The organism is Prevotella aurantiaca, assembly GCF_015262605.1.
Lineage (GTDB): Bacteria > Bacteroidota > Bacteroidia > Bacteroidales > Bacteroidaceae > Prevotella > Prevotella aurantiaca.
Map to the genome: position 1 here is coordinate 34,341 of NZ_JABZSJ010000008.1, position 23,894 is coordinate 58,234.

At 34.1% G+C, this 23,894-nt stretch carries 16 protein-coding genes, 1 tRNA gene and 1 pseudogene; 7 read left to right on the forward strand and 11 right to left on the reverse strand.

Translation table 11 applies throughout. The annotated features are described in order from the left end of the window. The first annotated feature begins 222 nt into the window (after nt 1-222). The 3 genes from HXN26_RS02825 (at nt 223) to HXN26_RS02835 (ending at nt 6,889) form a co-directional block, all read left to right on the forward strand. Nucleotides 223-1,983, forward strand: a complete 1,761-nt coding sequence (locus tag HXN26_RS02825; RefSeq protein WP_273158525.1) for a helix-turn-helix domain-containing protein — start codon at nt 223-225, stop codon at nt 1,981-1,983. A 113-nt stretch (nt 1,984-2,096) separates the two neighbouring features. Continuing rightward, nucleotides 2,097-3,668, forward strand: a complete 1,572-nt coding sequence (locus HXN26_RS02830) for a T9SS type A sorting domain-containing protein (protein WP_273158526.1) — start codon at nt 2,097-2,099, stop codon at nt 3,666-3,668. Nucleotides 3,669-3,682: 14 nt separating this feature from the next. After that, the gene (locus HXN26_RS02835; protein WP_273158527.1) at nt 3,683-6,889 is read left to right on the forward strand and encodes a T9SS type A sorting domain-containing protein; all 3,207 of its coding nucleotides are present in this window, start codon (nt 3,683-3,685) and stop codon (nt 6,887-6,889) included. Nucleotides 6,890-7,026: 137 nt separating this feature from the next. On the opposite strand, the gene HXN26_RS02840 is transcribed toward HXN26_RS02835, so the two are convergent. The 3 genes from HXN26_RS02840 to HXN26_RS02850 all read right to left on the reverse strand — a co-directional run bounded on the left by HXN26_RS02840 (nt 7,027) and on the right by HXN26_RS02850 (nt 9,495). Further along, nucleotides 7,027-7,695, reverse strand: a complete 669-nt coding sequence (locus HXN26_RS02840) for a DUF8188 family protein (protein ID WP_025001172.1) — start codon at nt 7,693-7,695, stop codon at nt 7,027-7,029. Nucleotides 7,696-7,969: 274 nt separating this feature from the next. Beyond that, nucleotides 7,970-8,548: a hypothetical protein gene (locus tag HXN26_RS02845; RefSeq protein WP_273158530.1), complete on the reverse strand. Its 579-nt coding sequence runs from the start codon at nt 8,546-8,548 to the stop codon at nt 7,970-7,972. A gap of 122 nt (nt 8,549-8,670) precedes the next feature. Then, entirely contained in the window at nt 8,671-9,495 is an 825-nt protein-coding gene (locus HXN26_RS02850; protein ID WP_273158532.1) for an alpha/beta hydrolase, read from the reverse strand. 212 nt (nt 9,496-9,707) lie between these two features. Between HXN26_RS02850 and HXN26_RS02855 the strand changes: the two genes are divergently transcribed. Further along, nucleotides 9,708-10,229 carry an NUDIX hydrolase gene (locus HXN26_RS02855; RefSeq protein WP_025001621.1) on the forward strand — a complete coding sequence of 174 codons (522 nt, stop codon included), beginning with the start codon at nt 9,708-9,710 and terminating at the stop codon, nt 10,227-10,229. A gap of 188 nt (nt 10,230-10,417) precedes the next feature. Here the strand turns inward: HXN26_RS02855 and HXN26_RS02860 are convergent, their stop codons facing one another. From HXN26_RS02860 to HXN26_RS02895, 8 genes are all read right to left on the reverse strand, one after another. Next, a complete protein-coding gene (locus HXN26_RS02860; protein ID WP_273158535.1) occupies nt 10,418-12,298 on the reverse strand; it encodes an Omp28-related outer membrane protein in 1,881 nt (626 codons plus the stop codon). A 121-nt stretch (nt 12,299-12,419) separates the two neighbouring features. Continuing rightward, the gene (locus HXN26_RS02865; RefSeq protein ID WP_273158536.1) at nt 12,420-14,768 is read right to left on the reverse strand and encodes a C10 family peptidase; all 2,349 of its coding nucleotides are present in this window, start codon (nt 14,766-14,768) and stop codon (nt 12,420-12,422) included. Nucleotides 14,769-14,982: 214 nt separating this feature from the next. Next, on the reverse strand, nt 14,983-15,921 hold the full coding sequence (locus HXN26_RS02870; protein WP_025001623.1) for a hypothetical protein: 939 nt from the start codon (nt 15,919-15,921) through the stop codon (nt 14,983-14,985). 970 nt (nt 15,922-16,891) lie between these two features. Further along, entirely contained in the window at nt 16,892-17,542 is a 651-nt protein-coding gene (locus HXN26_RS02875; protein ID WP_273158539.1) for a hypothetical protein, read from the reverse strand. A 32-nt stretch (nt 17,543-17,574) separates the two neighbouring features. Further along, nucleotides 17,575-18,345: an Omp28 family outer membrane lipoprotein gene (locus HXN26_RS02880; protein ID WP_273158541.1), complete on the reverse strand. Its 771-nt coding sequence runs from the start codon at nt 18,343-18,345 to the stop codon at nt 17,575-17,577. Between the two features lie 12 nt (nt 18,346-18,357). Further along, entirely contained in the window at nt 18,358-20,031 is a 1,674-nt protein-coding gene (locus HXN26_RS02885) for a DUF6029 family protein (protein WP_025001664.1), read from the reverse strand. Between the two features lie 8 nt (nt 20,032-20,039). After that, nucleotides 20,040-20,528 carry a TlpA family protein disulfide reductase gene (locus tag HXN26_RS02890; protein WP_273158544.1) on the reverse strand — a complete coding sequence of 163 codons (489 nt, stop codon included), beginning with the start codon at nt 20,526-20,528 and terminating at the stop codon, nt 20,040-20,042. A gap of 545 nt (nt 20,529-21,073) precedes the next feature. Then, a tRNA-Asn gene (locus HXN26_RS02895) sits at nt 21,074-21,147 on the reverse strand. Nucleotides 21,148-21,541: 394 nt separating this feature from the next. Here HXN26_RS02895 and HXN26_RS02900 point away from each other — a divergent pair. The 3 genes and pseudogenes from HXN26_RS02900 to HXN26_RS10890 form a co-directional block, all read left to right on the forward strand. Next, nucleotides 21,542-21,889, forward strand: a complete 348-nt coding sequence (locus tag HXN26_RS02900) for a hypothetical protein (protein WP_025001667.1) — start codon at nt 21,542-21,544, stop codon at nt 21,887-21,889. Beyond that, nucleotides 21,879-22,229 carry an immunity 51 family protein gene (locus HXN26_RS02905; protein WP_273158547.1) on the forward strand — a complete coding sequence of 117 codons (351 nt, stop codon included), beginning with the start codon at nt 21,879-21,881 and terminating at the stop codon, nt 22,227-22,229. Before HXN26_RS02900 ends, HXN26_RS02905 begins: the two co-directional genes overlap by 11 nt. Nucleotides 22,230-22,608: 379 nt before the next feature. After that, nucleotides 22,609-23,592: pseudogene (locus HXN26_RS10890) on the forward strand (IS256 family transposase); the annotation flags it as partial. Nucleotides 23,593-23,894 lie beyond the last annotated feature (302 nt).

Consider the following 23,894-nt stretch of genomic DNA (forward strand, 5'->3'; position numbering starts at 1 on the left):
TATATTTTTAAGGAACGACTAATTACGAAATAGAAAAAACGTAATTACAAATTTTTATTTCGTAATTACGTTTTTGTTTTTATAATTATGTTTTTTATATCCATAATATCTTAGTGTACATGCGTTTATAAGGTATTAGAGTTTAAAAAGCTTGCTAATTATAAAAATTATTTATAATATTGCAGTAGAATAAGAAAATCTAAATCAAAATAAAGTTAATACATGATAAGAAGAATACTAACAATAACCTGCCTATTGATTGCAATAATTGCGTATGCTCAGAATTCTTCATCAAGTATTAACAAGAAGAAAACAAATTTGAGTGGAAAGCGTAATACAGAATACCATACTAATACAAACGAACCAAACTATAATTCAGAAAATCAGTTAACAGATTTCAAAACATATTCTAACGAAGTTCTGCTTAGAGAAGCATCTGTGTATATGGACCAAAAAAACATTTTGGATAGTGCACTGATGTGTTACAGCATTATCTATAAGAGATATGCAGAAAACAAAGGAGTTATCAACGACTCGATGCTTACAAAGACGCTCGGAGGGTTGTGGTATATCTACTTTTTTCACTACTATGACTATATCAAATCGAACGAGATTTTAAAAGAGAGTCTTAATGTTTGCAAGGAAAGAAAACTAAATTCTGCATGGGTCTACCTCAATTTTGGTTTTATGTATCAGATGATTGCCGAACAAAGTATGGAAAAGAATTTGTATCGCAAAGCACTTAGGCATTACAAGTCGGCCTTTTATGAAGCGCGAAAATATAACGATTGGAGAGTAATGCTCAATGCTTTCGGCAACATTATCATGGTAGTATCCGAAATGCAGGAATTAAATTCTATACATTCTGAAGTTGCTGTCTTTAAGCAAATTCCTAAGAGCTTTTGTGTCTTGGAATACGAATACGACTCTTTACTCTATTTAGGCACTTTAGCCTTAGAAAAGAAAAACACAGAATTGGCTTTGACTTATTTCAAAGCACAATTGCAATTGTTTAAAGAGCCTTCTCTCGAATATTCCCGTTATATCTATTTAGCACACATCAACTTAGCTAAAAGTTATTGTCTACAAGGAAAATATAAGGAAGCATTGCAAGAATTAAAAACAGGGGAAAATATCAGTGCGGATTTTGAAACAAAGGATACGAAACTGGAGGCTTACAAACTCTTGCATGAAACCTATAGCAGGATAGGAAATACGCAGAAAGCGGCAGAATATCAGAGCAAATACGTCTTGCTAAAAGATTCTCTGCTCAATTATCGTCTTATTGCAGGTATCAACGAAATGGAATTTGAGAATAAGATGAAGGATGTGGAATTGCATCTTAAACAATTAGAGCATCAAAAGGAAATTCAGAGAATTGTTATTTTCCTATTTTTGATAATTGGTTTTATCATTGCAATTTTTTTATTCTTAGTAGCTTCCAAGAATAAAAAACTTAAACAATCTAACCAAGCTCTGTTTCAAAAAAATATCGAACTCTTTCAATCCGAAGAAAAAGAACGCCTGCGCCGACAAGCTTTAGAGGAACAGTTTGCTGAAGATAAACAGGAAAGAAAATATAAGTCAAGCAATCTTAGCGACCAACGCAAAGAAGAATTGCTTCAGAAAATTCTCACATTGATGGATAATGATGAGAGTATTTTCCTTTGCGATTTCTCTGCAAACCAGTTAGCTGCTAAAGTTGGAGTAAACTACAAATATATTTCTCAAGTTATTAACGAAAGAATGCAATGCAGTTTCTCTAACCTTCTTAACAAATATAGAATTAAAGAAGCGTGTAAACGCATAGAAGATAAGGAACAGTATAGTGGTTTTACTTTGGAAGCTATTGGAAACAGCGTAGGCTTTAAATCCCGCTCATCATTCATAGCTGCATTTAAGCAAGTAACAGGTTTAACTCCTTTCGACTTTCAAAGAAACATCGACGCTAAGATTAAAGAAAAACATTCAGATTTTGTCTGAATTCAAGAATTCAAACAAGCAAAAACCTTAAAAAGTCCTTCTTCTCAGCAATAACCGCTAACTTTGTGAACAATAACCTAATTTTAATAACTACCTCAAACAGTATAATATTTATGAAACATTATTTTTACATTTCGCTAATAAGTGCAGCATTTGCTGTTCAAGTATCTGCACAATCTCAAACTGGAAGTAATCCTCAAGTAATTTTTACAGGTACTTCTGTAAACGTAAAGGGTATTTCCAACAATGGCAGATATATTTGCGGAGCACGCATGTATGAAGAAGCTTATCGATTCGATTTAGAAGAGAAAGCGCTTATCACGATACCTGCTGCTGATTCTTATTCGGATATGGCAGCTTTAGATGTAACAGACGACGGAACTTTAGTTGGCAAAAACGATAAGAAACAAGCTGCAATCTATCGTGATAGTGAAATTGGTTGGGAACCACTTCCTTATCCCGAAGGCGAATGGCAAGATGGTTGTTGTGCACAATGTACAGGCGATGGTAAATATATTACAGGTTACATCATTGGTAAAGGAAATGCAAGCAGCCCTTATAAAACTATTCCAGCATTATGGGAAAAACAAGAAGACGACAACTATAAATATATAGGTTTGCCTAATCCTGAAACTGATTTTTTAGGTGGCAAAACACAGTTTATTTCTCCTCGAGCAATCTCTCCTGATGGAAAAACTATTATTGGTGTTATGATGGAACAACGTGGTTCTTATTCTCAAGTCATCATATACCATAAGAAGGATAATGGTGAATGGGAATATGAAACTCCTTTTGTTGCCTTATCTTATAACATGGACGTCTATAAAACTTGGATGAACAAAGAACCACAAACGAAGGATTATATTACTGCTCGTCCTGGAGAAAGCGATTATGTCGAACAAGTTAAAGCTTATCAAAGAGCATTTGCTAAGTGGCAATATGAATTTTTCAAAGCTTGGAAGAAAGGTCCTGAATTTACTTCTGTTCCTGTTATCATGAGTGAAAACGGAAAATTCCTTGCTCCAACTGTTGTAATAAATCAATATTCATATACTGAGGGGGCTACGAGTTTAGAACGTGTTGGACAATTGGTTTATCCTTGTCGTTATAATACTGAAACGAAAGAGGCAGAAATTATTAAGTCTGTACCTGATTTTGTTCCTGTTGCAGTTTCTAACTATGGTGATTTGTTATCGTCTGATGGAGAAAAGATAGAGCTTTTACTCCACGAAAACAATGAAAAGATAGAACTTTCTGATTGGTTCCAAAAAAAATACGGCTTTAATCTTTATAAGCAATTGCCTTCAAATACGAAATATTTGAATTGTCAGACAATAGGTTCAGACCTTAGTTTGATTGTCGCTTCTTATCGTTCTGTACTCGATAATGGCGATTTAGATAAGAAAGAAGTTATCTGTATTAAATCTCCTATAGTCAATAACATCATTGAAACACTCAACACGCCTTCTTCTGCATCTATATATTTCAAAGACAATATGCTTACTGTTTCTCAAAAAGCAGAAAAGATTAGCATTTACGACTTAGCAGGAGAAAAAGTGTTTGAATCTACCTCAAAGCAAGAAAGCTATAACGTAAGTAATCTTTCTAAAGGTATTTACATTGTAGTTGCACAAATTGGTGGACAAAATGTTAAAGCCAAAGTATATAAGAAAAGTGGAATTTAAATAACATACCAACTATGAGAAAGTTATTTTTAATACTCTTTTCCTTCTCTACACTTCTGACGACGGCACAAATAGAGCCAACTCTGAAGAAAGAAAATATGGAAACATATCGCATAAAGTTCCAACAAGCTCCTGATGGTACGTTAGCAAAAACAGAGGAGAAAAAGAATCTGGACCGATATTTTTACGACAAAAAAGGTAGGTTAATACAAAGTAGCAAATATAATTTTACACGAGATGGGAAATTACAAACTCCTGTAAATGCTGTCTATACCTACGATACACAATCACGTTTACTTTCCGATAGTACTGATAGAGTTAAATCTTGCTACTATTACAATGATGGTGGACTATTAAAATATTCAACCCAATATAATTATAAAACCAATATTGCCCGTCGTATTGACTCCATTGCTTGTGAGTATGACCAACAAAATAGGTTGTCTATCATTACACACTATACAAATAAAGGTGAGAAAAATACTGAAGAACAACATACTTATGATGAAAAAGGCAGACCAGCAACTATTACTTACTTATCGTATAGCAATGGAGGAAGTACGGCTAAAAAACAACGTCAAACAATTTTCAGTTATAATGAAGATAATCTGTTAAGCGAAACAAAGATTATTAGATTTACTGCGACAAGCGAAGATGTACAAGAACGGAAGGTTTTTGCTTACGATGACCAAAAACGTCTTTTGTGTGATACCATTTATAAGAAGATAACAGAACCAAGTGGTTCTTCAGCTTTCCGTTTATATCAAAAACGCAATTATGCTTATACAGCTTCTGACACAATTCCTTATGAAGTAGAAGAATACAAATTTAATACAACCTCACAGCAATTTCTGCAAACTTACAAGTTTGCTTATTTGAACCATCTTTATAATCAAGACAAAACGCCACAAGCAAGTATAACAGCTAAAGCTGGTACACTTGGAGATATAGAAATTCAAGTAACTCCTCCAACAGATAATACTGGCTTGAAAGGCTATAAAGTTCTTGTAGATTACACTTTACAAGATGAGTTATTTACCGATATGCATTTCACGTTGCATAATCAATCGCGCGGTGTACACTTCTATCGAATCGTTCCTATCTACGAGCAAGATATGATGGGTAATTGCAGCGAATTGCTCACTCATACTATCAAGATGAATTTGCCAGCTCCTACAAATCCTGAATTAGCTTATAAGGAATACTATACTAAATGGAATGTAAAATTTAAGTTCTCTGCACCACAATATCAAGGGCTTACACTGAAAGGTTATAGATGGGTTGTATCTAATAACGGACATCAAGTAACTGGTAAAACTGATTCGCCTAGTCAAAACTTTGGCACTTTCAATTATTACGACAAAGAAAAAGTAAAAGTAGAGCTTTATGCTGTTTACGAAGAAGGCGATTCTGACCCTCTAACGTTTGAAATTGATTTAACTGATGTTGCTGACCAAGTTACAGAACATTGGAAAAATCAATACTCAACACTTAAAGATGAGGCCGATAATATTAAGCAAACCAATAAATTCTATTATACCAGTGATTCGATGGGCGAAACTCTTGCATTCAGCGTTGGATATGATGCTTTTGGACAACCAAAAGAACGTTCAACGATAACTATGCGTAAGTATTCTTCTAAGATTGAATCGGAAGAAATTGACCACTACGACCCATCGAAGAAGAATTGGGAAAAGAACCAAAAAACAATATATATTTACAATTCTGCAGGCGCTTTATCTGGAAAGCAAATGTTTGTATTCAATAGAGATAAACAGCTTTTTGTAATAGACAAAGCCGAATATTACTTCTTTGATACAAATATTTCTTACCAACACCCAACACAAACTGTTGCTTATAAATTTAATGAACAAGGAGATTCTGTTCTTACCTCTTTTACAAATAGCGCGTTGGAGTTTGCGGGAAAATATCTTATTCACCAGTTAGACACAATTTACTCATCGTTTGATACTAAGAACCCGCCAATAGCATCTATAGAAAAGGTATTCGACGATAAGGGTAAGATTAAATCATCGGTAGAAACAAAACAAGAGAACGAAAAGCTTATTCCTCAGCAGCGAACACAATATGAATACGCTGCTGAAACTGAACTTCTGACTCGCATTATTCATTCTTCTTTCCAAAACAATAACTGGAAAACGGGTTCTACAGAAGATTTCGTTGCATCTAAAGAGTATCATTTCACGCACATGGCAAAAACGCTTACACTTACAAAGGACTCTTTGCGTTGGAAAGCACCAGACCGCATGAAGGATTTAACTGGTTATAAGGTCTTAATAAATGGTATTGAGACAGCAATTACAGATACTTGCTGTTGGTCGGCTCTATCTCTCCCTAATGGTGTTTATACTTTCCAGGTTGTACCTATATATAACGAGAAAGAGGCGAGTATATCTGAATCATTCAAAATTAGATATAAAAACAAGACTTTTATTGCCGATGTAACAGCTTTGCGCAAAGCAAAGGCAAATGCTGATTATATTTACACGCTTTCTGGCGAAGTATTAGTTACTGGACAGGTTGACGCTAATCCAAACTATACTTTCTTTGAAGACGATAAAAGTGGTATCGCAGTGGATTCAAGAGAACTTGCTGGTTATGGTATGAAAGTTGGCGATAAGATTGGCAAATTAAAAGGAAAACTTGTTGAGGAAGCAAATGGCTTATTACATTTTAAACCTACTTACCTTTCTATTCTTTCTTCTAATAATCCTGTTTCAGCCAAGCCATCAGACCTTAAAACTCTCTTGGAAAATACTGAAACTCTCGAAGCAAGACTCATTAGCTTGGAAGGAATTTCATTTAAACAAGGTAATGCAGGCAAGATGTTGATAAGCGATGCTGGTAAGGAACTTACTATATTTGTACCAAATAATGCAAACGAACAACCTACTGCTGGTGGTAAAGGAAATGTTGAAGGATTCCTCAGTCGGTCTGGCGAAGGTTATATCTTCTTGCCAACACGTATTTTCAATATTACAGGTATTCAGTCTATCACCGAAAACGAAACACCTGCTGTTATAGATGGACAATTAATGCTTAAACACGCACAAGAAATTCGCATCTATAATTTGCAAGGAAAACTTCTTACTATTACTCAAAATAATTTTGTAGACTTATCAACAATGCCAAAAGGCACACTCTTATTACAAGTCTACTACAAAAATGGCTCAATAAAGACATTTAAATTCTTACACTAACAGGAAATAATGACTATTAACCCTCCCATCTTATGTTGATGAAAACATAGATGGGAGGGATTTTTTTGCAAGTTAAAAATTATCAGTTAGTTGAGCAACATTCATACTAATACTTTTCCCAATATTTTGGGTAATGGTCATCGCTTGCCATACAACCTTGTTAATTCATCTACATCAATAATTCTTGTAAGATATTTCTCAACATATAATCTGTTGAAGTCCGTATTAACAGAATCCAAAGCTACGTGGAGTGGATTCTTTGGGTCATAATCAGAGTCTGGTCCTTTGAAACGTCTTTTTCCTGATACAAAACAGTAAAAGAATACTGGTACGGGATTTTGCAGACTACCATAGTGGGAATCCTGCAATTGAACCTTGTTTGCTCTTACGAGCATACGGTTGCCGAAATAGAAAAAACTTGCGCATCTTTTACCAGCCATATCATATTTGGAATCCCCCGCATAATAGTATTCGTAGCCCTCAAACATAATAACGGTAACATATTTCTTATATCTTTCGGAATAAGCTGTGTTTCTATTAACATATTTCAGGCCATTAAACTCATCTCGATACGAGTCCAGTTTATGATAAAATCCATACGTCTTTTCATTATATAATGGAATTTTAGGAACAACTACTTCTATCAGAACAGAGTTATTGATGTATTCGTCCACATACTTCAATCCATTAGAATTGCCACGATTGAAAATGAATACATACGAAAAATAAATTATAGGAGCTAATACAAACCTTCCTATTACATTAAATCGTGCAAACCCAGACTGCTTTAAAAAAAACTTTTTCATAAAGATATTTTATATTGTAAACGAAAAATGTTCTGTATTATAGATTATATTTGACATGATCCGATGTTAGAAAGCGGCTTGAAAAGTTATCATTATAAAATTAAAAATTATAATTATAAAATTAAAAATTATAATGAAAGTTTTTGTTGTTTATTATTATATTTTTTCTCCTCAATAATTATCTTCCTTCTACTACATACTAACAGGGCCTGTTTTGCTACACAAAACAGGCCCTGTTAGTATGTAAAATTGATATTTGTAGAGTACAAAAATACTAAAAGGCTTTACCAAAACTTATGTATGGCATAAATGCTACCTTAGCATCAAAGAAATCACGATTAACTAATGGTATTGTAGGAGTAATTCCTAAACGAAGTTGAAAACCTTTCTTTGACGTAAAGCGATAACCAACGCTTGAATAAGTGAACATTAAAAATTTATTTTCCTCTACTAACTTAGTTCTCGTATATTGAGACTGAGGATTGTAAGGTTCGACTATTACATCTTCTCCCACTCTATGTGTGTCATTATTGATTCCAACACTCACACCTGCACCAAGTTCTAAGTTATGCTTTTGATTTCCGAAAAGATGAGTTACACCTAATGGTATGGAATAAACACGTGAAGAAGAATTTCCGAATGGACTTGATTCATGAGAATAAGCAAATCCAAAACCTGCACGGTACCCCCATTTAGAAGTTTTGCTGAAACGTGCATCATAACTTACGCCCACACCAAGTGAAGGACCGAAAAATTCGAGATATACACTTTTGTCGCGCACTCTTTCTTCTTGCGCATTTGCAGTAAGCACACTTAATAATAAAAGTGCTAACAAAATGGTTTTCTTTTTCATTGCTTAAATAGTTATTTTAATTTATAATTTCTTGATGGGTGCAAATGTACTACTTTTATTTTAAACTTTAAATAAAAATATTTGCTTTTTTTTACACTTGTACCTAATCAGAAATTTTTTAATTAAAAACTTCTCAACCATGCCTTCAAGTCCATCATCATTTCTTCATGATAACGGAAACCTATCTTGCTTCCCCAACCATGACCACCACCAGGATATACATGGAGTGACGCACGGATATCGTTTCTATAAAGTTCAGTATAATAGTTTACTCCATTTGCTGGCGGCACTGTATCGTCATCGTCGCTAAGTGCAATAAAAGCGCGAGGAGTCATTCTATTAACATTCATATCGGCACTATACTTTTTTTGGTCGCTCTTACCAGGGTGTTTGCCTAATAAGCTGTGAAAACTACCTTCGTGGCCATAACCTTCCATCATAGAAATAACTGGATAGAATAAAATTTGGAAATTTGGCTTTGCATCTCCCTTAGACATTGTTGCTACAATAGCTGCTAAATGTCCTCCAGCAGAGAAACCCATAATACCGACATTATCACGATTTATTTTCCATGAAGAAGCATTCATACGTGTTAACTTCATTGCTTGTTCTGCATCGGCAATAGGAACTTCAGGTTTACCATTTGGCAAGCGATATTTCAAAACAATAGCTGCAATACCTTGATTTTGGAAAAACTCTGCCCAATCGTAGCCTTCGGTATCCATAGATAAAGAACTATAACCACCACCAGGACAAATAATAACTGCTCTACCTGTAGCTTCTCGCTCTGCTGGTAAATATACACGCACTTTCGCTGTATCCATATTGTCGCCATTGCTATAAGGAGGACGACTATTATAAAGCTTTACATCAAATCTACTTTGCGCAGTTGCAAACATCGCGGTAGCAACTAATCCTACTACCAAAAAAAGTTTTCTTAATCTCATTATTCTTATTTCTGAAAATTATCTGCCCATCATCTGAGAACAGGGCATAAATCAAGTATTATACGCAAAAGTAATAAAAAAGAGTGAAATAATTCTCAATGTTTAGAGTTTTTAGTATATTTGCAAGCGTAGCAGACAATTCATTCTGCCATTAAACTATTTTTAAGAATATAGTCTTTATATTAACAACTAACCTAATAGAGTAAAAAACAATGCACGTATTAGAAAAGTTCAAATACTGCCCTATTTGCGGAAGTAATAACTTTGAAGAACAAGACGATAAAAGCAAACATTGTAAACGCTGTGGCTTTGAATACTATCTCAACCCAAGTGCTGCTGTTGCTGCTTTTATCCTAAACAGCAAAGGACAATTGCTGACACTACGGCGTAAAAAAGCTCCTGCAAGGGGAACGCTTGATTTACCAGGAGGATTTGTCGATATTGGTGAAACGATAAATGAGGCGTTATTTCGCGAAGTAAAAGAAGAAACAGCATTGAATGTTACGGAGTTTGAGTTTTTTACTACTCTTCCCAACCGATACGAATATAGTGGTTTTGTAGTCCCCACACTTGATTCGTTCTTTATCTGCAAGGTAAATAACGAAACAGAATTGCATGCCAACGATGATGCTGAGGAAGCTTTATGGCTCAACCTTGAAGAAGTGCATACCGAAGAATTTGGTTTACGTTCTATTCGTCATGCACTTTCTACCTTTCTTCAAAAATATAAGTAATCGCACATAGGTTGTTAAAATAGAAAAAGCCATATCTTATTCCTGTTTAAGGATAGAGATATGGCTTTTTATTTCAGTTTTCATTTATATAAACAGGGTGTTTCATTAACACATACATACGTTCCATAAAGTCATATATAGGCATGTTTCACATTTCTGAGAAAGCATGCCTATATGCGTTTTATTTGTTACTTAACAATTTCTTTTAACACCTTACCATTAGAGAACTTAACGATATTGATTCCCTTCTGAGGTGCTGATATACGCTGACCTTTTACATTATATCGTCCTATTTCTTTTGCGTTTGAATCTGTTGCTATATTATCTATTGCGTTAGCATCATTAGCAAGAGGTTCGCTTACACAATTTTGTACGGCTAAATTCTCAAGATTAAAACCGATTTCCTTGACTTTAGGAGCAATAAATGCTACAACTTCCAAGTCAACAGGTTTCCAATTGTTCTGTATTGCAAAGTCGTAAGTCTTAGTAAAATTATCACCATTCCATACAAGATCATTATCTCCCTTTACATCTGAAACATATCCACGAAGAACATCTTGATGTTTTACGTCATCGAGCATTCCATTTTCATTTCCTTGACGGCCATTGACATTATTTTCTTTAACAAGAACATAGAGTGCATAATCTTCGAGCAATTCATTTGCCTTTTCTACACCAGTTCCTGTTACAGTAATTTTTATTTTCTTGCTGTCCTTATCGTACTTATTCACAATACCAAGAGTAGAGAACACACAAGTATTTTTCTTTGAAAAATCGTAGAAATTATCAATCGCCTGTGTTGCTTCTTCAGATATCTGAGCAATATTTGGGTTTGCTATAGTTTCTTGTTTATTATAAATAAAGGCTATTCTATTACAAGCAAAAGAAGGAATTCCACTGACATTTGCCATTCGCTTAATAAACTGACTTTCGGGTGCTGCCACATCATCTCTAAATGCCTTTTCATTGAGATGTACTGCCACCGTTACCATATCTGACTGACGTTTCTTGAGCTCTTTTATATTCTGAATGCCTCGATAACAATTTATGCAACGTTCAGAAGTAAATTCTTCAACGAGTGTTTTTTGCCTTGCAACTACATCTTTATAGTAAAGCACTTTGTGATTATTCTCAATGCCTTTTACATTATTCAGTTCGTTTCCATTTATTTTTTTGAACTTTAAGACAAGATTATGTTTTCCTGCCTCAGTTATATTTGGTTGTAGTTCAGCAATGGTGAATTTTTTATTTGTTTCACCAACTGCAACACCTTCGTCTACTGATATAGTTTTAATAAGCTTATTATCTACCAATATATCAAGCTCAAAGTTATTTACTGGTGTAGAACTTGCATTACTCAACCAATAATCGACTTTTATAGCTTTTCCTACTTCGGTATATTGAGGCAATTCTATATGACTGACTACTATTTCACTCATAGTTATCCCTGTAGCAGGTTCAACTACTAATTGCAATGGTAATGTTAAAGGTTGGCTTGTAGAACGATTTACCCATTCATTTGTTGCACTAAAATATGTGTAAATATTGCCTATAAAAGAGTTTACACCATTCCGTCCTATAGATATTTTACCTTGATTACCAGCTTCCAGATTATATCCAACGACAAATCCTTTGGTGTCTGCTGTTATTTCAATCGCTTTTTTCAGCTTAATTTCGTACCAATTATCGCCAATTGATGATCCCAGTGGTTCTTCTGCTTTAATTTTTGTTGCTTCAGCAATAGTACTCCCTTCTTTTATAAAGACATTTTTAATACTACTTACATCTTTGGCAAGAACTCTGATAGATTTAATATTACAACCTATGAAAGGCTTCAACATTTCTTGAGGATAATACGAGCCTATCATGGTTTCTCCATTATTAAATGGTGCTGCTCCATTTCCTGCAGCTTCATAAAAGTCGCTTATAATACGTTGATTAGCTTCTATCTGTGGACTCACCTTTACCACTGTTCCTGAAGGAACAGGTGCTTTCGTAAATTGTATATCTTGTGCCACTGCCGAAATAGAAACAGAAGCAACAAGTAATGATATAAATAAATGTTTCATTGTTTATAGTTCGTTTTTAGATTTTGGGCAGTCATGGGCTCTTAAGATTATTCTCAAAAGCCTATACTGCTTTCAATTATGTTATAGTGTATGTTCTTAAAAATTAGACATTCCTATATGATTAATTGTTTAAATACTTTTTTCCATTCACGATATAAATACCATTTGGCATTTCTTTCAATATCTGATTCAAAATATCTTTCTCTACACGTGTCGCAACGCTACCATCAATGCGATAGATAGTTACAATTCTGCTTTCAGCATTATCGCTCTCTATATTCTCAATACCATTGCTCAAACGGAAAGTATAATATATAGGAGATTCTAAAGACAATCTTGTTTGAAGGTTTTTATTCATATAATAAACCTTCACACAATACTCGCCTCCATCTTGCATTTTGCTAAAGGCGAATGTTAGTTTCTGTCTTCCGTCTTCTTCTATTTCTACATCTTGAGCAAGTGTTTCGATATTAGCAGAACTACGGTCAGTAAGAATAGCTATAATTTTATTCTTATAGGTCTTATTGCCCCAATTTTCTACTGTAACTTCACATTCGAATTTATCCATGACAGTATTATCTTTGGCGTTCTTAACCTTTAAGCCACTTTGTGTTAATTCTGCTTCTACACCTTCCTTGACATTGATTTCTATAGCACCTATCTTTATTTTTCTTTGATTATCCGCATAGAGCTCTACAAGATGTTTGCCTGGTGTTTTAGGTGTATAAGGAAGCGTTACTTCTTGTTCTTTCTTAGCATCAATCATCAAACCAACAGCATTTGCATTCTTTCCTGTTGTTGCGTCGTAAAGATATACTATTATAGTATTTGATATACCGTTATTAAGAAGCTTTGCAGTTAGCTTTGTTTCGATATTTTCCTCTGCCTGTCCATCATGTGTCAATGCTTTACATTCAATATCACTTCTATTGCTGAAAGTTGTTGTAAGCATTTCTTGGTCTGCAACCTCAAGTTTAATATACATACTTGAATTAACACAAGGAGTCCAAGCATTTCCACTATCAGAATCTGTTGTGTACATTGGGACAAGATAATAAGTTCCAGCAGGCAAGTCTTTACCAAATGTCAATGAATTGCTTACACATTCGAATAAGTGATTATTCGGTAGCATATCGAGTATATCTACTTTACCCAGAATTGCTGTTCCTTCTACTGGTTTATTCTGAGCATTTCTGAGTTGCCAACCAAATGTTATTTTCTGCTTTGTATAATTATTTGCTAAAACTTTCAAAGCAATTCTATCAATAACAAAGTTAGCAGAATTATTTGTACGCTGATACTTGTCTTGTACATCTTTTATATCTTTCACAAAGATACTATGAGTTTCAGCCTGCTCACTTGTTTTATTTGGTTTCAAACCAACAATTACAGCTTGTTTTATGGTATAACCGCTAGTACCAGAGAAAGAACCAGTTCCTTGCATAGATGGATTAAGTACTGATAAATCGTATTCGCCATCTGACAAACCACCCCATCCCCAATTTATAAGAAACTTACCATCTTTATAACCATGGCAGACAAAAGCATGATAACCAATAATTCCAGAATTAACATCGAACTTACCACCAGTATACAGCACTGGACGTTTCGCTTTTATTTCATCATAAATTCTTTGTTGCCATTCAGCTTCCGTATACAACGAGCGTTCTAATTCTTGCGCTGTATTAGCATAATCAAAATAATCCTTGAACCCTGCTACCAAAGCATTAGCACCAGATTCTTTCGGTGAATAATTCATCTTTACAGCTTGCCCAACATAACGCATAAGCCAAGCAACCTCGTCGGCATTTTCTTGAGGAGTATAACTATCTTTCATAGCTCCCCAATTAAATTTCTTTGGTTGAAGGTCTTGAAGAGTTTGTTCGTAATTCTGCATTTTTGATTCGTAACCTGGAATCAGAGATGTTGCATTTTGTGGCCATTCATGATACTTTATAATTTGCGCTGCTGCTGTTGCAACACAACCCGTCGCAGCAAATCCTTCATCAAATTTAGGACACCTAAGGTTATAAGGGCTTGTTTGATTCCATTTTGTTTTAACTAAGCCTGGCAAATCTTCAAGCTTTGTAAGCGTTCTTGGTCTTTCATTGCCAGCAACATACTTTACATAACGTTGGCAACATTCTAACCACCATTTCATTCCATCAGGAAGATTTTTCTCATCGAATGTTCCTTGTTGAGAATGTCCAAGAACAATTGGAGCCTTATCATCGGCAGCAACAATGACAAATCCATTATTTTTGCCTACATTGAAAACAAAATAAGCATCGGTGGATAATTGCGCACTTTTAATAACATCGGCAACTTTTGCCTGCATACGAGGAGATTTTGCACTATTCCCTTTGATATAATTTAATGCTATCTGACGTGCTTTCTCCAAACTTACAGGATTGCCTTGTGCTATACTGCCCACTGAAAGGAGTACAAGTAAAAGCAATAATTTCTTCATAAGATATATGTTTAGCTCTGAGTAATTCTATACTATAACCCTGACAAAACTTTTCGAGGTCTATAGTTTACAAATAAAAAGGTTTGCTAAAATCTTCAAAGGAAACTCATTCCTTTTATAAGGTATGAGTTTCCTAAAGTATTTCAAATAAATTTTACATCCGACGAAAACATCTAAGCAAGATATTTTTTCGATGCAAATATAGGTTTCAGCATTACTTAACGATTTTCTTTACTGTACCATCGTTGTAGCGAACGATATTGATACCCTTCTGCAAATCTTTAAGCAAGCGACCAGAAACATCATAAACAGCAACTACCTGAGCATTGTCTTTTACGATTGTTTTAGACTCAATGCCAGTTGATTCACGCTGCAAAATAGCGATATCCCATGGTGTACCATACGCATTTGTTACACCACCTTTTTCAAATGATACTGTTTTTGTGCTATTTGGGTCTTCTGCATCTTCTGCTGTTGCATTTGGATCAGCAACTGGAGAAACACATTTTACGCCTTTCATGCTAAACTTCTTGAAAGAGCAAATTGCACCATATTGAGCTTCAGAAGATACATTTGAGTTATCAACAACTAAACGACTTGTATACCCGCCACAAATACCACATCTTTTTGCTTTAATATCCAAATCAACGTCTTTTATGGTAAAGGTACCATTATGTCTGTCGTCAATACCATTTAAACCTGCGTTAATTGAAAGGCTACCGCCACCTATCATATCAATATTCACATTCTCTGCTTCTTGGTATGTAAGCATAACAAAACCTGTCTGTGTTGTGGTTATAGAGTTCTTACCGATTAACTTTACTGTAATATTATCGGTTGGACAATAAAAACGGAATGTACCAATAACAGGATACCAAGTTCCACTTTCAGATTGGTATTGTGGACAATTTTCTGCAGTTACTACAATCTGAGCATTCTCTAATGTAATAGTACGAGTATCGGCATCATATTTTACAGTTCCTGATTTTACCCATTTGCGTTCTGCATCAAGATTGTTTCCATTCTCTTTAGTCATTGTAATACCAAGGAAAACGAGTTGTTCGTCAAGGTCGCCTTGAGCAAAACTATTAGACACACCAAAAGCAGCAAAAAGTACTACTGCTAAAACTCTTAAACGTAAAAATTCTTTCATACTTAAAAATGTTAATTATTAAATTGTTTACTATTAAATGTTTGTAGTTAGTTTTCTTCTTTCGGCAGCAAAGATATAGCAAATAAAAATATTATGCAAGAAAATATAAAAAAAAGTACAATTAAATTTTTATTTGCTAAGATTCCAAGATATTAAGCCCATAAAGCTATGGCCATCAAGCGAATATAAATTAATTTTAAAAACATACTTATACTAAGTTGTACGACTTTAAGTATTACGAAGTGTTCTTTATATAACTAATTGAAGATAATCAACACTGCATATCAATACCTTTTAGCAATATCTTCCATATAGTAAAGACACTATGTAAACAATACATTTTATGACAAAAAAAAGAATTTAAAAGCATGAATATTTTTTACATACAAATCCGACCTAAAAGTAATTATAATATAGTTGGGAGATAATAATACTGGTATAAATTGTACAAGGAAATCTTCCGAACTTTGTACTTTCTGAACAATGAGAGAATAGTGGTTGTAAAGGACTATAATGATTGATGAGAAAACTTTAATTATAAAATAAAAATTTATAATAAAAAAATAGAGAATTTATAATAACAAAATTTTATTTTGTTATTATAAATTCTCGACTCATCATCACAACTAAAAATAACTATTAGTTTCTCTGCCTGAAACATCAATATATCATTTCTGACAATATAAAAAATGGAGGCAGTCAAAATAGATAGTTCATGCCGTACTGAGCGTATAGGATATAGCTTATTAAAACAATGTTAGCCCCCCTATGTAAGACTATATCAAGATACAATAGGAGAATTAGTAAATAATCAGACACTAATAAAAGGAATTAAATTAAAAAAGCCATATCGTAGCCCTTAAATAGGGAAAGATATGGCTTCTTATATGATTCCGTATTTACAAACACATTGTAAATACAAAAAAGTCGATTTTATACTGACAGGTTTATCCTGCCATCTCATTGTAGATTAAAGCTCCATTTTCTTAACGGTCTTACCATTAGAAAGCTTAATGATGTTAATACCCTTACAAGGCTTTGAAATTTTCTGACCCTGTGCATTGTAACGTACAACTTCAGTTACATTTCCACTATTTACTGTTTCAATACCTGTTGGGTCATAAATAAACTTAACTTTTACTGAAGGACCATCTTCAGCATATTCGTATGCAGCTGCACCTTTCTTGCATAAGCCTGCTGTTATTGTAACTGTCCAAGTTTTTGCAGTAGTACCTTCCTCTGGTGGGAACCATTCTGTTGCGATGTCCTGAGATGCACCTGACTTCACTTCTACTGAACTTGAATATTCTATTCCTGGATTTGCAAATGAAGAACAGCTACTTGGACAGCTTTGTAAGCGTCCACAAGGCATAGATGTTAAATCAAACTTCAAGCCTACAACTTGATTACTGTTAGATACATTCTTTACAAATAGGTCTGGTTTCATATATGTTTCACCAAAGTCTTCATCAACTGTTACTTTAGTAAGTTCGATAACTGAACCATTAGGAATTACTTTACCTTGACCATCTACAAACTGGAGTGATTTTTTTGCATTTTGAGCCATTGCTCCCATACCCATTGAGAGCAATACAGCTGCCATAAATAAAATTCGTCTCATTGTTCTTTTCTTAATATTATAAAACTTTATTATTAACCATTTACATGTTGCTTAATAACCTGTTGAACGCCAGAATCGTTGTAAACAAAGGTTACGATAGAAACATTCTTTTCGTTCCACTTCTCATCTAATTGGATAGAGAAATTACTCTTTGTTTCAACATTCTCTTGTAAAGCAATATCTGTTCCCCATGTTCCATTTACAGCTGCACGGAATACGTGGTTGTGAACATAGTTTGCATCAACACGATTATCTTTAAGAAGTTGCTTAGCTACAATGCCATCTTCTACAATCCAAACTTGCAATTTACCATTAAATGCTACTTGACTCATTGTATTTACATCAATGGTCAATTGACGATTTGCAGCATTAAAGCTATTGGTCATTGAAAGTGTAATAGGTGTAGTCTTCTGAAGTTCGTTATTAATAACACCTGCCCATACTGAAACGCCAAGCAAACCAGTATTACGATTTATAACAGCACATGGAAGACCATTTGATCCCTTCCAGTGCTTATAATATTCTTCACCGACAGTTGTTTTCAAAGGAGATGCTGCCAAAGCAGAAGCATGTATACATACAGTGATTACATTATTCTCTCCATATTCTTTCTGTATTTTGGCCAACTCCTCGTGTGCTTCAGGACAGTTGATACATTTTTGTCCTGTAAACTCTTCAACAAGTACGGCACGCTTAGCGTCAGAAGATTCTACTGTAACAAATCTTTCATTTTCATCTACATTTGCACATGAAGTGAAAAATATTGCTACATACGCTAATAGTAATGGAATTATTTTTTTCATTTTATGTCTTGTTTAGAAATTATAATTGTACGAAATTGTAGCTCCTCTACTTGCAGGAATATAACGGCAAACACCTCCAGAACAATTAAAGCCTGCACGTGTACGTCCGTAACCAACCTGTAATCTGTGAGCACCAGCATTGAAAGTTATGAATCCTTGATAGTAATGCAATTTGCTTTCACCTGCATTATACATATCGCTTATTGTAAACATCCAATGAGGAACAATTGCTAATTCAAGTAGTCCAAACCACCAATTACCTTGGTCTTCTTTTGTAGAAAGGTATTGCACTTCTCCACGAAGGTTTACTTTTGGAGAGAAAGTGTACTTACCATCTACTACAAAGATATCAGAGTGTATCATTCCGCCTTCGCCTTCAACAACAGTCTTATTATAGAACTGGTTCATGTACATTAAGTTTAGCTTGAATGACTTAGAAATTTTACGCTCTATTTGTACATTCAAATCTTGATAATAGGTTTGGTCGCCCCACTTAAAGAAAGCAGAACCATAACCTTTTGTGCCCTTGATATTGATATTATCGATAGAACCTGTTAAATTTGGAGTTTTATCGATTGCGTGAACGTGTGAGAAATTCACCTTAACATTCATGCCATAAGGACCACCAAGGAATGTTTTACGTTTAAACTTATAACCCAATTGTGCTTGATATGCCCATTCACCATCAGGACGAGTTGCATAAGGATAGAATGCAGCAAGGGCATAAGTTTGGTCTTGTGTAAATGCTGGTAAATGGTTAATGTAAGAAGAGACTCCAATGCTATTTCTGTCGCTCTTGAAAGCCATATCGTTAGAACGTTTTGCTTGCAAAAGAACGCTCATTCCACGCTGTGAATATGAAGCAGAAAGCATTGCTACATTACCCTTACGATAGATGTAACCATTCGTAAAAGATGGATCTTGTGTCTTTTCTGCATACTCTGCAAGAACATTAAATCCGCCTTTTTGCAATTGGATACGAGCATCCCAAGCATTTACATTTTGTGGTAGATTCAACATATGTGTACGGTCTACCATTATTTTGTCTTCTTTGTTATTTTCGTATTTGTTTACGAAAGAACCTCCTAACATAATGCGTGTATCGCGCTTCTGTAGGCCATTAAACCATTCACCAAGATTTAATTCGAGGTCAACTCCATTTATCCAAGAGTTGTTATGTGCCCAGTATCTGCGCTGTTCGCCGGTTATACCTTTCATTACAATACCTTTATAAGGCTTGTAAACAACTCGTGCTCCCAACAAAGAGTTATCTATTCCTAAACTACGCTCTTCGTAGGTTCTCAGAATAAAACCTGAACCGAACTGCTCATAATAGGTTCCTAATGTTACTTCAAGTTTCTCAAACTTTCCTTTTAAGTAGAAATAAGGAACACCATAGCCTCTATAGTCTTGTTCAAAGCCTGGAAGTGGGAATCTTAAAAACTCAAAACGTGCACCTGCATCTACATTTTTACTAATGAGATTAAGATCGAGGAAAGTGTTTGTTAACACCTTCTCTTTATATTTTGGCGACCCAATCTTTAAGTCTTCTTGTGGAACAAGAACGTCGCTCTGTATACTTCCAGTTACAGAAACTTTATTATCGTTGGTATTATCTTCCTCTTGCGCATTAGCATTCACTGCTCCAAATGCAAGCAGGCATAACAACCAGATACTGTTTTTCATAATACTTACTATTTTATAAGTTCACGAACTTTCTCAATCAATTCATTCTCGGCTCCTTCAGTATAACCATTATGCTTATACACAATGTTGCCCTTGCCATCACAAATAAGCACATAAGGAATCATCTGAATACCTAAAGCACGTTTAAATTCGCCATTAGGGTCGAGCAAAACTTCGTATTCCCAACCATTCTCATCTACCAATGGCTTCACTTTATTTACATTCTGAGCTTGGTCGATAGAAACAGCAATAAGTTTTACACCAGTTTCTTCGCGCCAATCATTGTAAACTTCGCTAATTGCCTTCAACTCACGATTACAAGGCTTACACCAAGTTGCAAAAAAGTCAATGATAAATGGCTTACCATTATTTGACAAAGTATCTGTACGAACAGCCTTGCCGGTGATGTCCTTAAGTGTTACTGAAGGTAATTGTGCACTAACTGTACTGAAAGCACAAGTAAGTAGTACTAAAAGAGTTAAAACTGTTTTTTTCATAATTTTAAATTGCTTGTTGTTAGACGACAAAGAATTTATTATTCTTCGTTTACAGCAGGCAAAGATAAAGCAAAATATATTACTATGCAAGAAAAAAAATAAAAAACAATAAGTTATTATAGCAATTAACAATTAGATGTTGCAAAAAGACACTATAAAAGAATGAAAATTGAGTAAAAACACGCACTTAATAAACAAAATAATTAGGGTGTAAATGTAATTATTCTTCCCTAAAAGAAGAAGTACTTAAACATTTTGATATCAATAAATTATAGATTCATCTATTACGCAGGTATGGAGTACATAAATTACGCAGAAATCACAGCTACTCTGCAACTTAAAACTTGCGCTATTCTCTTACTAAAGTATAGTTATCACTTTTTAACCAAATATTTATACAAAAACAGATATAATATTAACAAGAAAGTTAAGCAAGGAAAAGAAAGTCAACGATTTGAGGATATACAAAGCAAACTAAATATTACTTGAAAAATGAATATAAACAAAAAGAGAGGATAATCATTAGACTATCCTCTATTTCTTTGCGCTCCAGGATGGGCTTGAACCAACGACCCCCTGATTAACAGTCAGGTGCTCTAACCAACTGAGCTACTGAAGCAGTGTTGCTATTTCTTTTTAGCGTGTGCAAAAGTACGATGTTTTTTTTAATCCTCCAAATATTTCAGCAAAAAATATCATCTTTTTTGCAATAATAATATACAAATAAATATTTACCTCGTTCCATACAATTTACAAGAATCAATCTAAACATCTCATTATAAATTTATTGGAGTGTTTTTTACTTCTTTTACATTTCAAAATCTATAACTATTGGTCATCACTCTGCTCTCTACTCTCTACCTGTAATTTTGAGTATAGAAAGAAAAATGAGAAAAAGATAGAAAAGTAAGAGAGAAAGATATATCTTTGCAAAAGTAAGAATGAGGAGTACATAAACGTTTCCTGATTTAATTACTAATGTATAAAAACACTTATCATTAAAAAGGAATAAAATGAAAATATTTAGTACTGCACCAGAAGGTAACGAAATGGCTGAATTAGAGAATGCACGGTACATTAACTTAGCCATAAAACAAATTGACCAAAACATAGAATGGCTAAAAACAACGGATAAACCTATACAGGCGGTTCTAACTCACATTGATATTCTTGTATGGCTTGCACGTAGGTTTACCGTAAATGCAAATCTTTTAATTAAGAAAGATAAAGTACAAGACTGGAAAAAAGTTTTTAATGAATGGTTTGATCGTTGTGGACATAAAATACCTACAAAATTTAGAGAAGGTATAAAGACTAACAGCCAAGAACTCTTTAAAGAATTGGAACAATATGGACACTAAAGAATTTAATAAGCTCATTGCTCCTTTCTTCTGGATAGAACATAACAATAATTTTTCAGTATGCCTTAATGCGGGTGATTACAAACAAGAAATTTTCGCAAAAAGAGAAGAAGATGGCTTTGAAGGAAATGGTTATGATTGGTGTTCTTTAGCATATGTGTTCTTGAAAGAGTATGAACCGCAACTCAAAAACTATATTAATCACGACCCCGAAGCTGGTATGTATTGCGCTTATTCTGACAACCCAGAAGCACTGAAAAGATTTGTCATAAATTTTAAGAAAGCTTGCGAGAATGATTCTATCATATACGATTTACTATCTAGAGCAGAGATTGATTAAAACGATACGAAAGGGTTATCAAACATCATAATATTTCTTTTCAATCTCGTCAGATTTGTTGATTAAGGCGCAATGAGCAATAGAAGATAATTTGTCAAACAAATATCCATAAGCTGAAATTATGTGGATATCCTGTATAAGTTATGAATCCACAATATTAATATCAAAATTTAAATATTTGAAAAAGTGGTTTTTACTCATAAAAGCAATCCGCAATGTCAAATAATGAGCATTTGTAGATAATGAAATCAAGCAGTTTTAGTTCCCCGAAAATATTAAAAGAATTCTATCATTCTTGATAAGAAACAAAGCAACAAAATATAGAAAATATTAACCATATAGACCGGATAATTGGTAGGCTTGTTATTCCAACAATAAGAATAAACATGAACTATGTAATGGCATTCGTTCTAGTGGTTAGAATAGTCATGGTTTTGAGTTTTTTCTTCGTATTCCACGCAGTCGCAGTGGTAATTTCTATCCTATTCTTTTAGGCTTAATCCGCAGTAGACGAAGAATGTGCAAAGTTGTTCTATCTTCTTTACACCAAAGTTCTTACTACAGAACAGATAGGTAAAACATCTGAAACCATTTATGGACGCACATATAATAAACAGCAGGTTTCTTATTTAAGTAACAGTTGTCGTAAAGACGTTGATCAATGGCTTAACCGCTGGCTTTCTTCTCATTATTTGGCAGTTTATATCGATGCAACTTTCATTGCCACTCGCAGGGATAAACAAGTTTCCTAAGAGGCTTATTATACTATTTTAGGAGTATTGGACGATGGAAGCCGAGAGGTGTTAAGTGTAGTCAATCATCCCAGTGAGGGAGCTATATGCTGGAAGGAAGAGCTTGAAGCGTTGAAAGAACGAGGAGTTACTCAAATAGACTTAGTAGTATCTGATGCACTTCAAGGAATAGAGATTGCTGTTTGTGCAGCTTTCCCCCAGGCATCTCATCAGTTTTGTGTAGCTTACATTAAGCGACAAATACTAAACTGTGTCTCACATAAAGATAAACAGCAGATAGCAGAAGAACTCAATGAGGTTTTTACTTTAGAAAACAAAGAGATGAAATCTTTATTGGGATATGAACAATTTATTACTTTGTAGCCAAATGGAAAAAGAAATACCCAATATTGAAAAAATATAAAGACGATCGAAACGTTGCTTAGTTTACATATATGGACTTCTCTGTGCAAGTGCAAAGGTGCATATATACGACTAACAGGATTGAAAGACTCAATAAAAAATATAAGAGTAAAATAAAAATAAGAACATCAATGCCAACAAGTAAGTCAGTGCTTATCCTACTTGCAAGTGTTGCAATGCTAGAAACAAAAACAATATATGTTAGAAAAAATATCAATAAAAATTCTGGAACAGATAAAAAATACATGAATAAGATACAAAGAAAAGAAAGAGAATACTTACACTCTTTTAAGGTCACTTCCGTTTTATGGCGAATAAAGAGTAACAAAAAAGATTATATTTGATAAGTGGAATATTGCCCATATTTTTTATATAACAAAAATGTTCACCTAACATCAATTAATAAATAAAATTATCATGGTAAATCTAATCTTTCTCAACTATTATCATTATCAATCTTGGCGTAATGGACATTTGGTAGGCTGAAAGCTCACGGAACGCTTTTATTTAC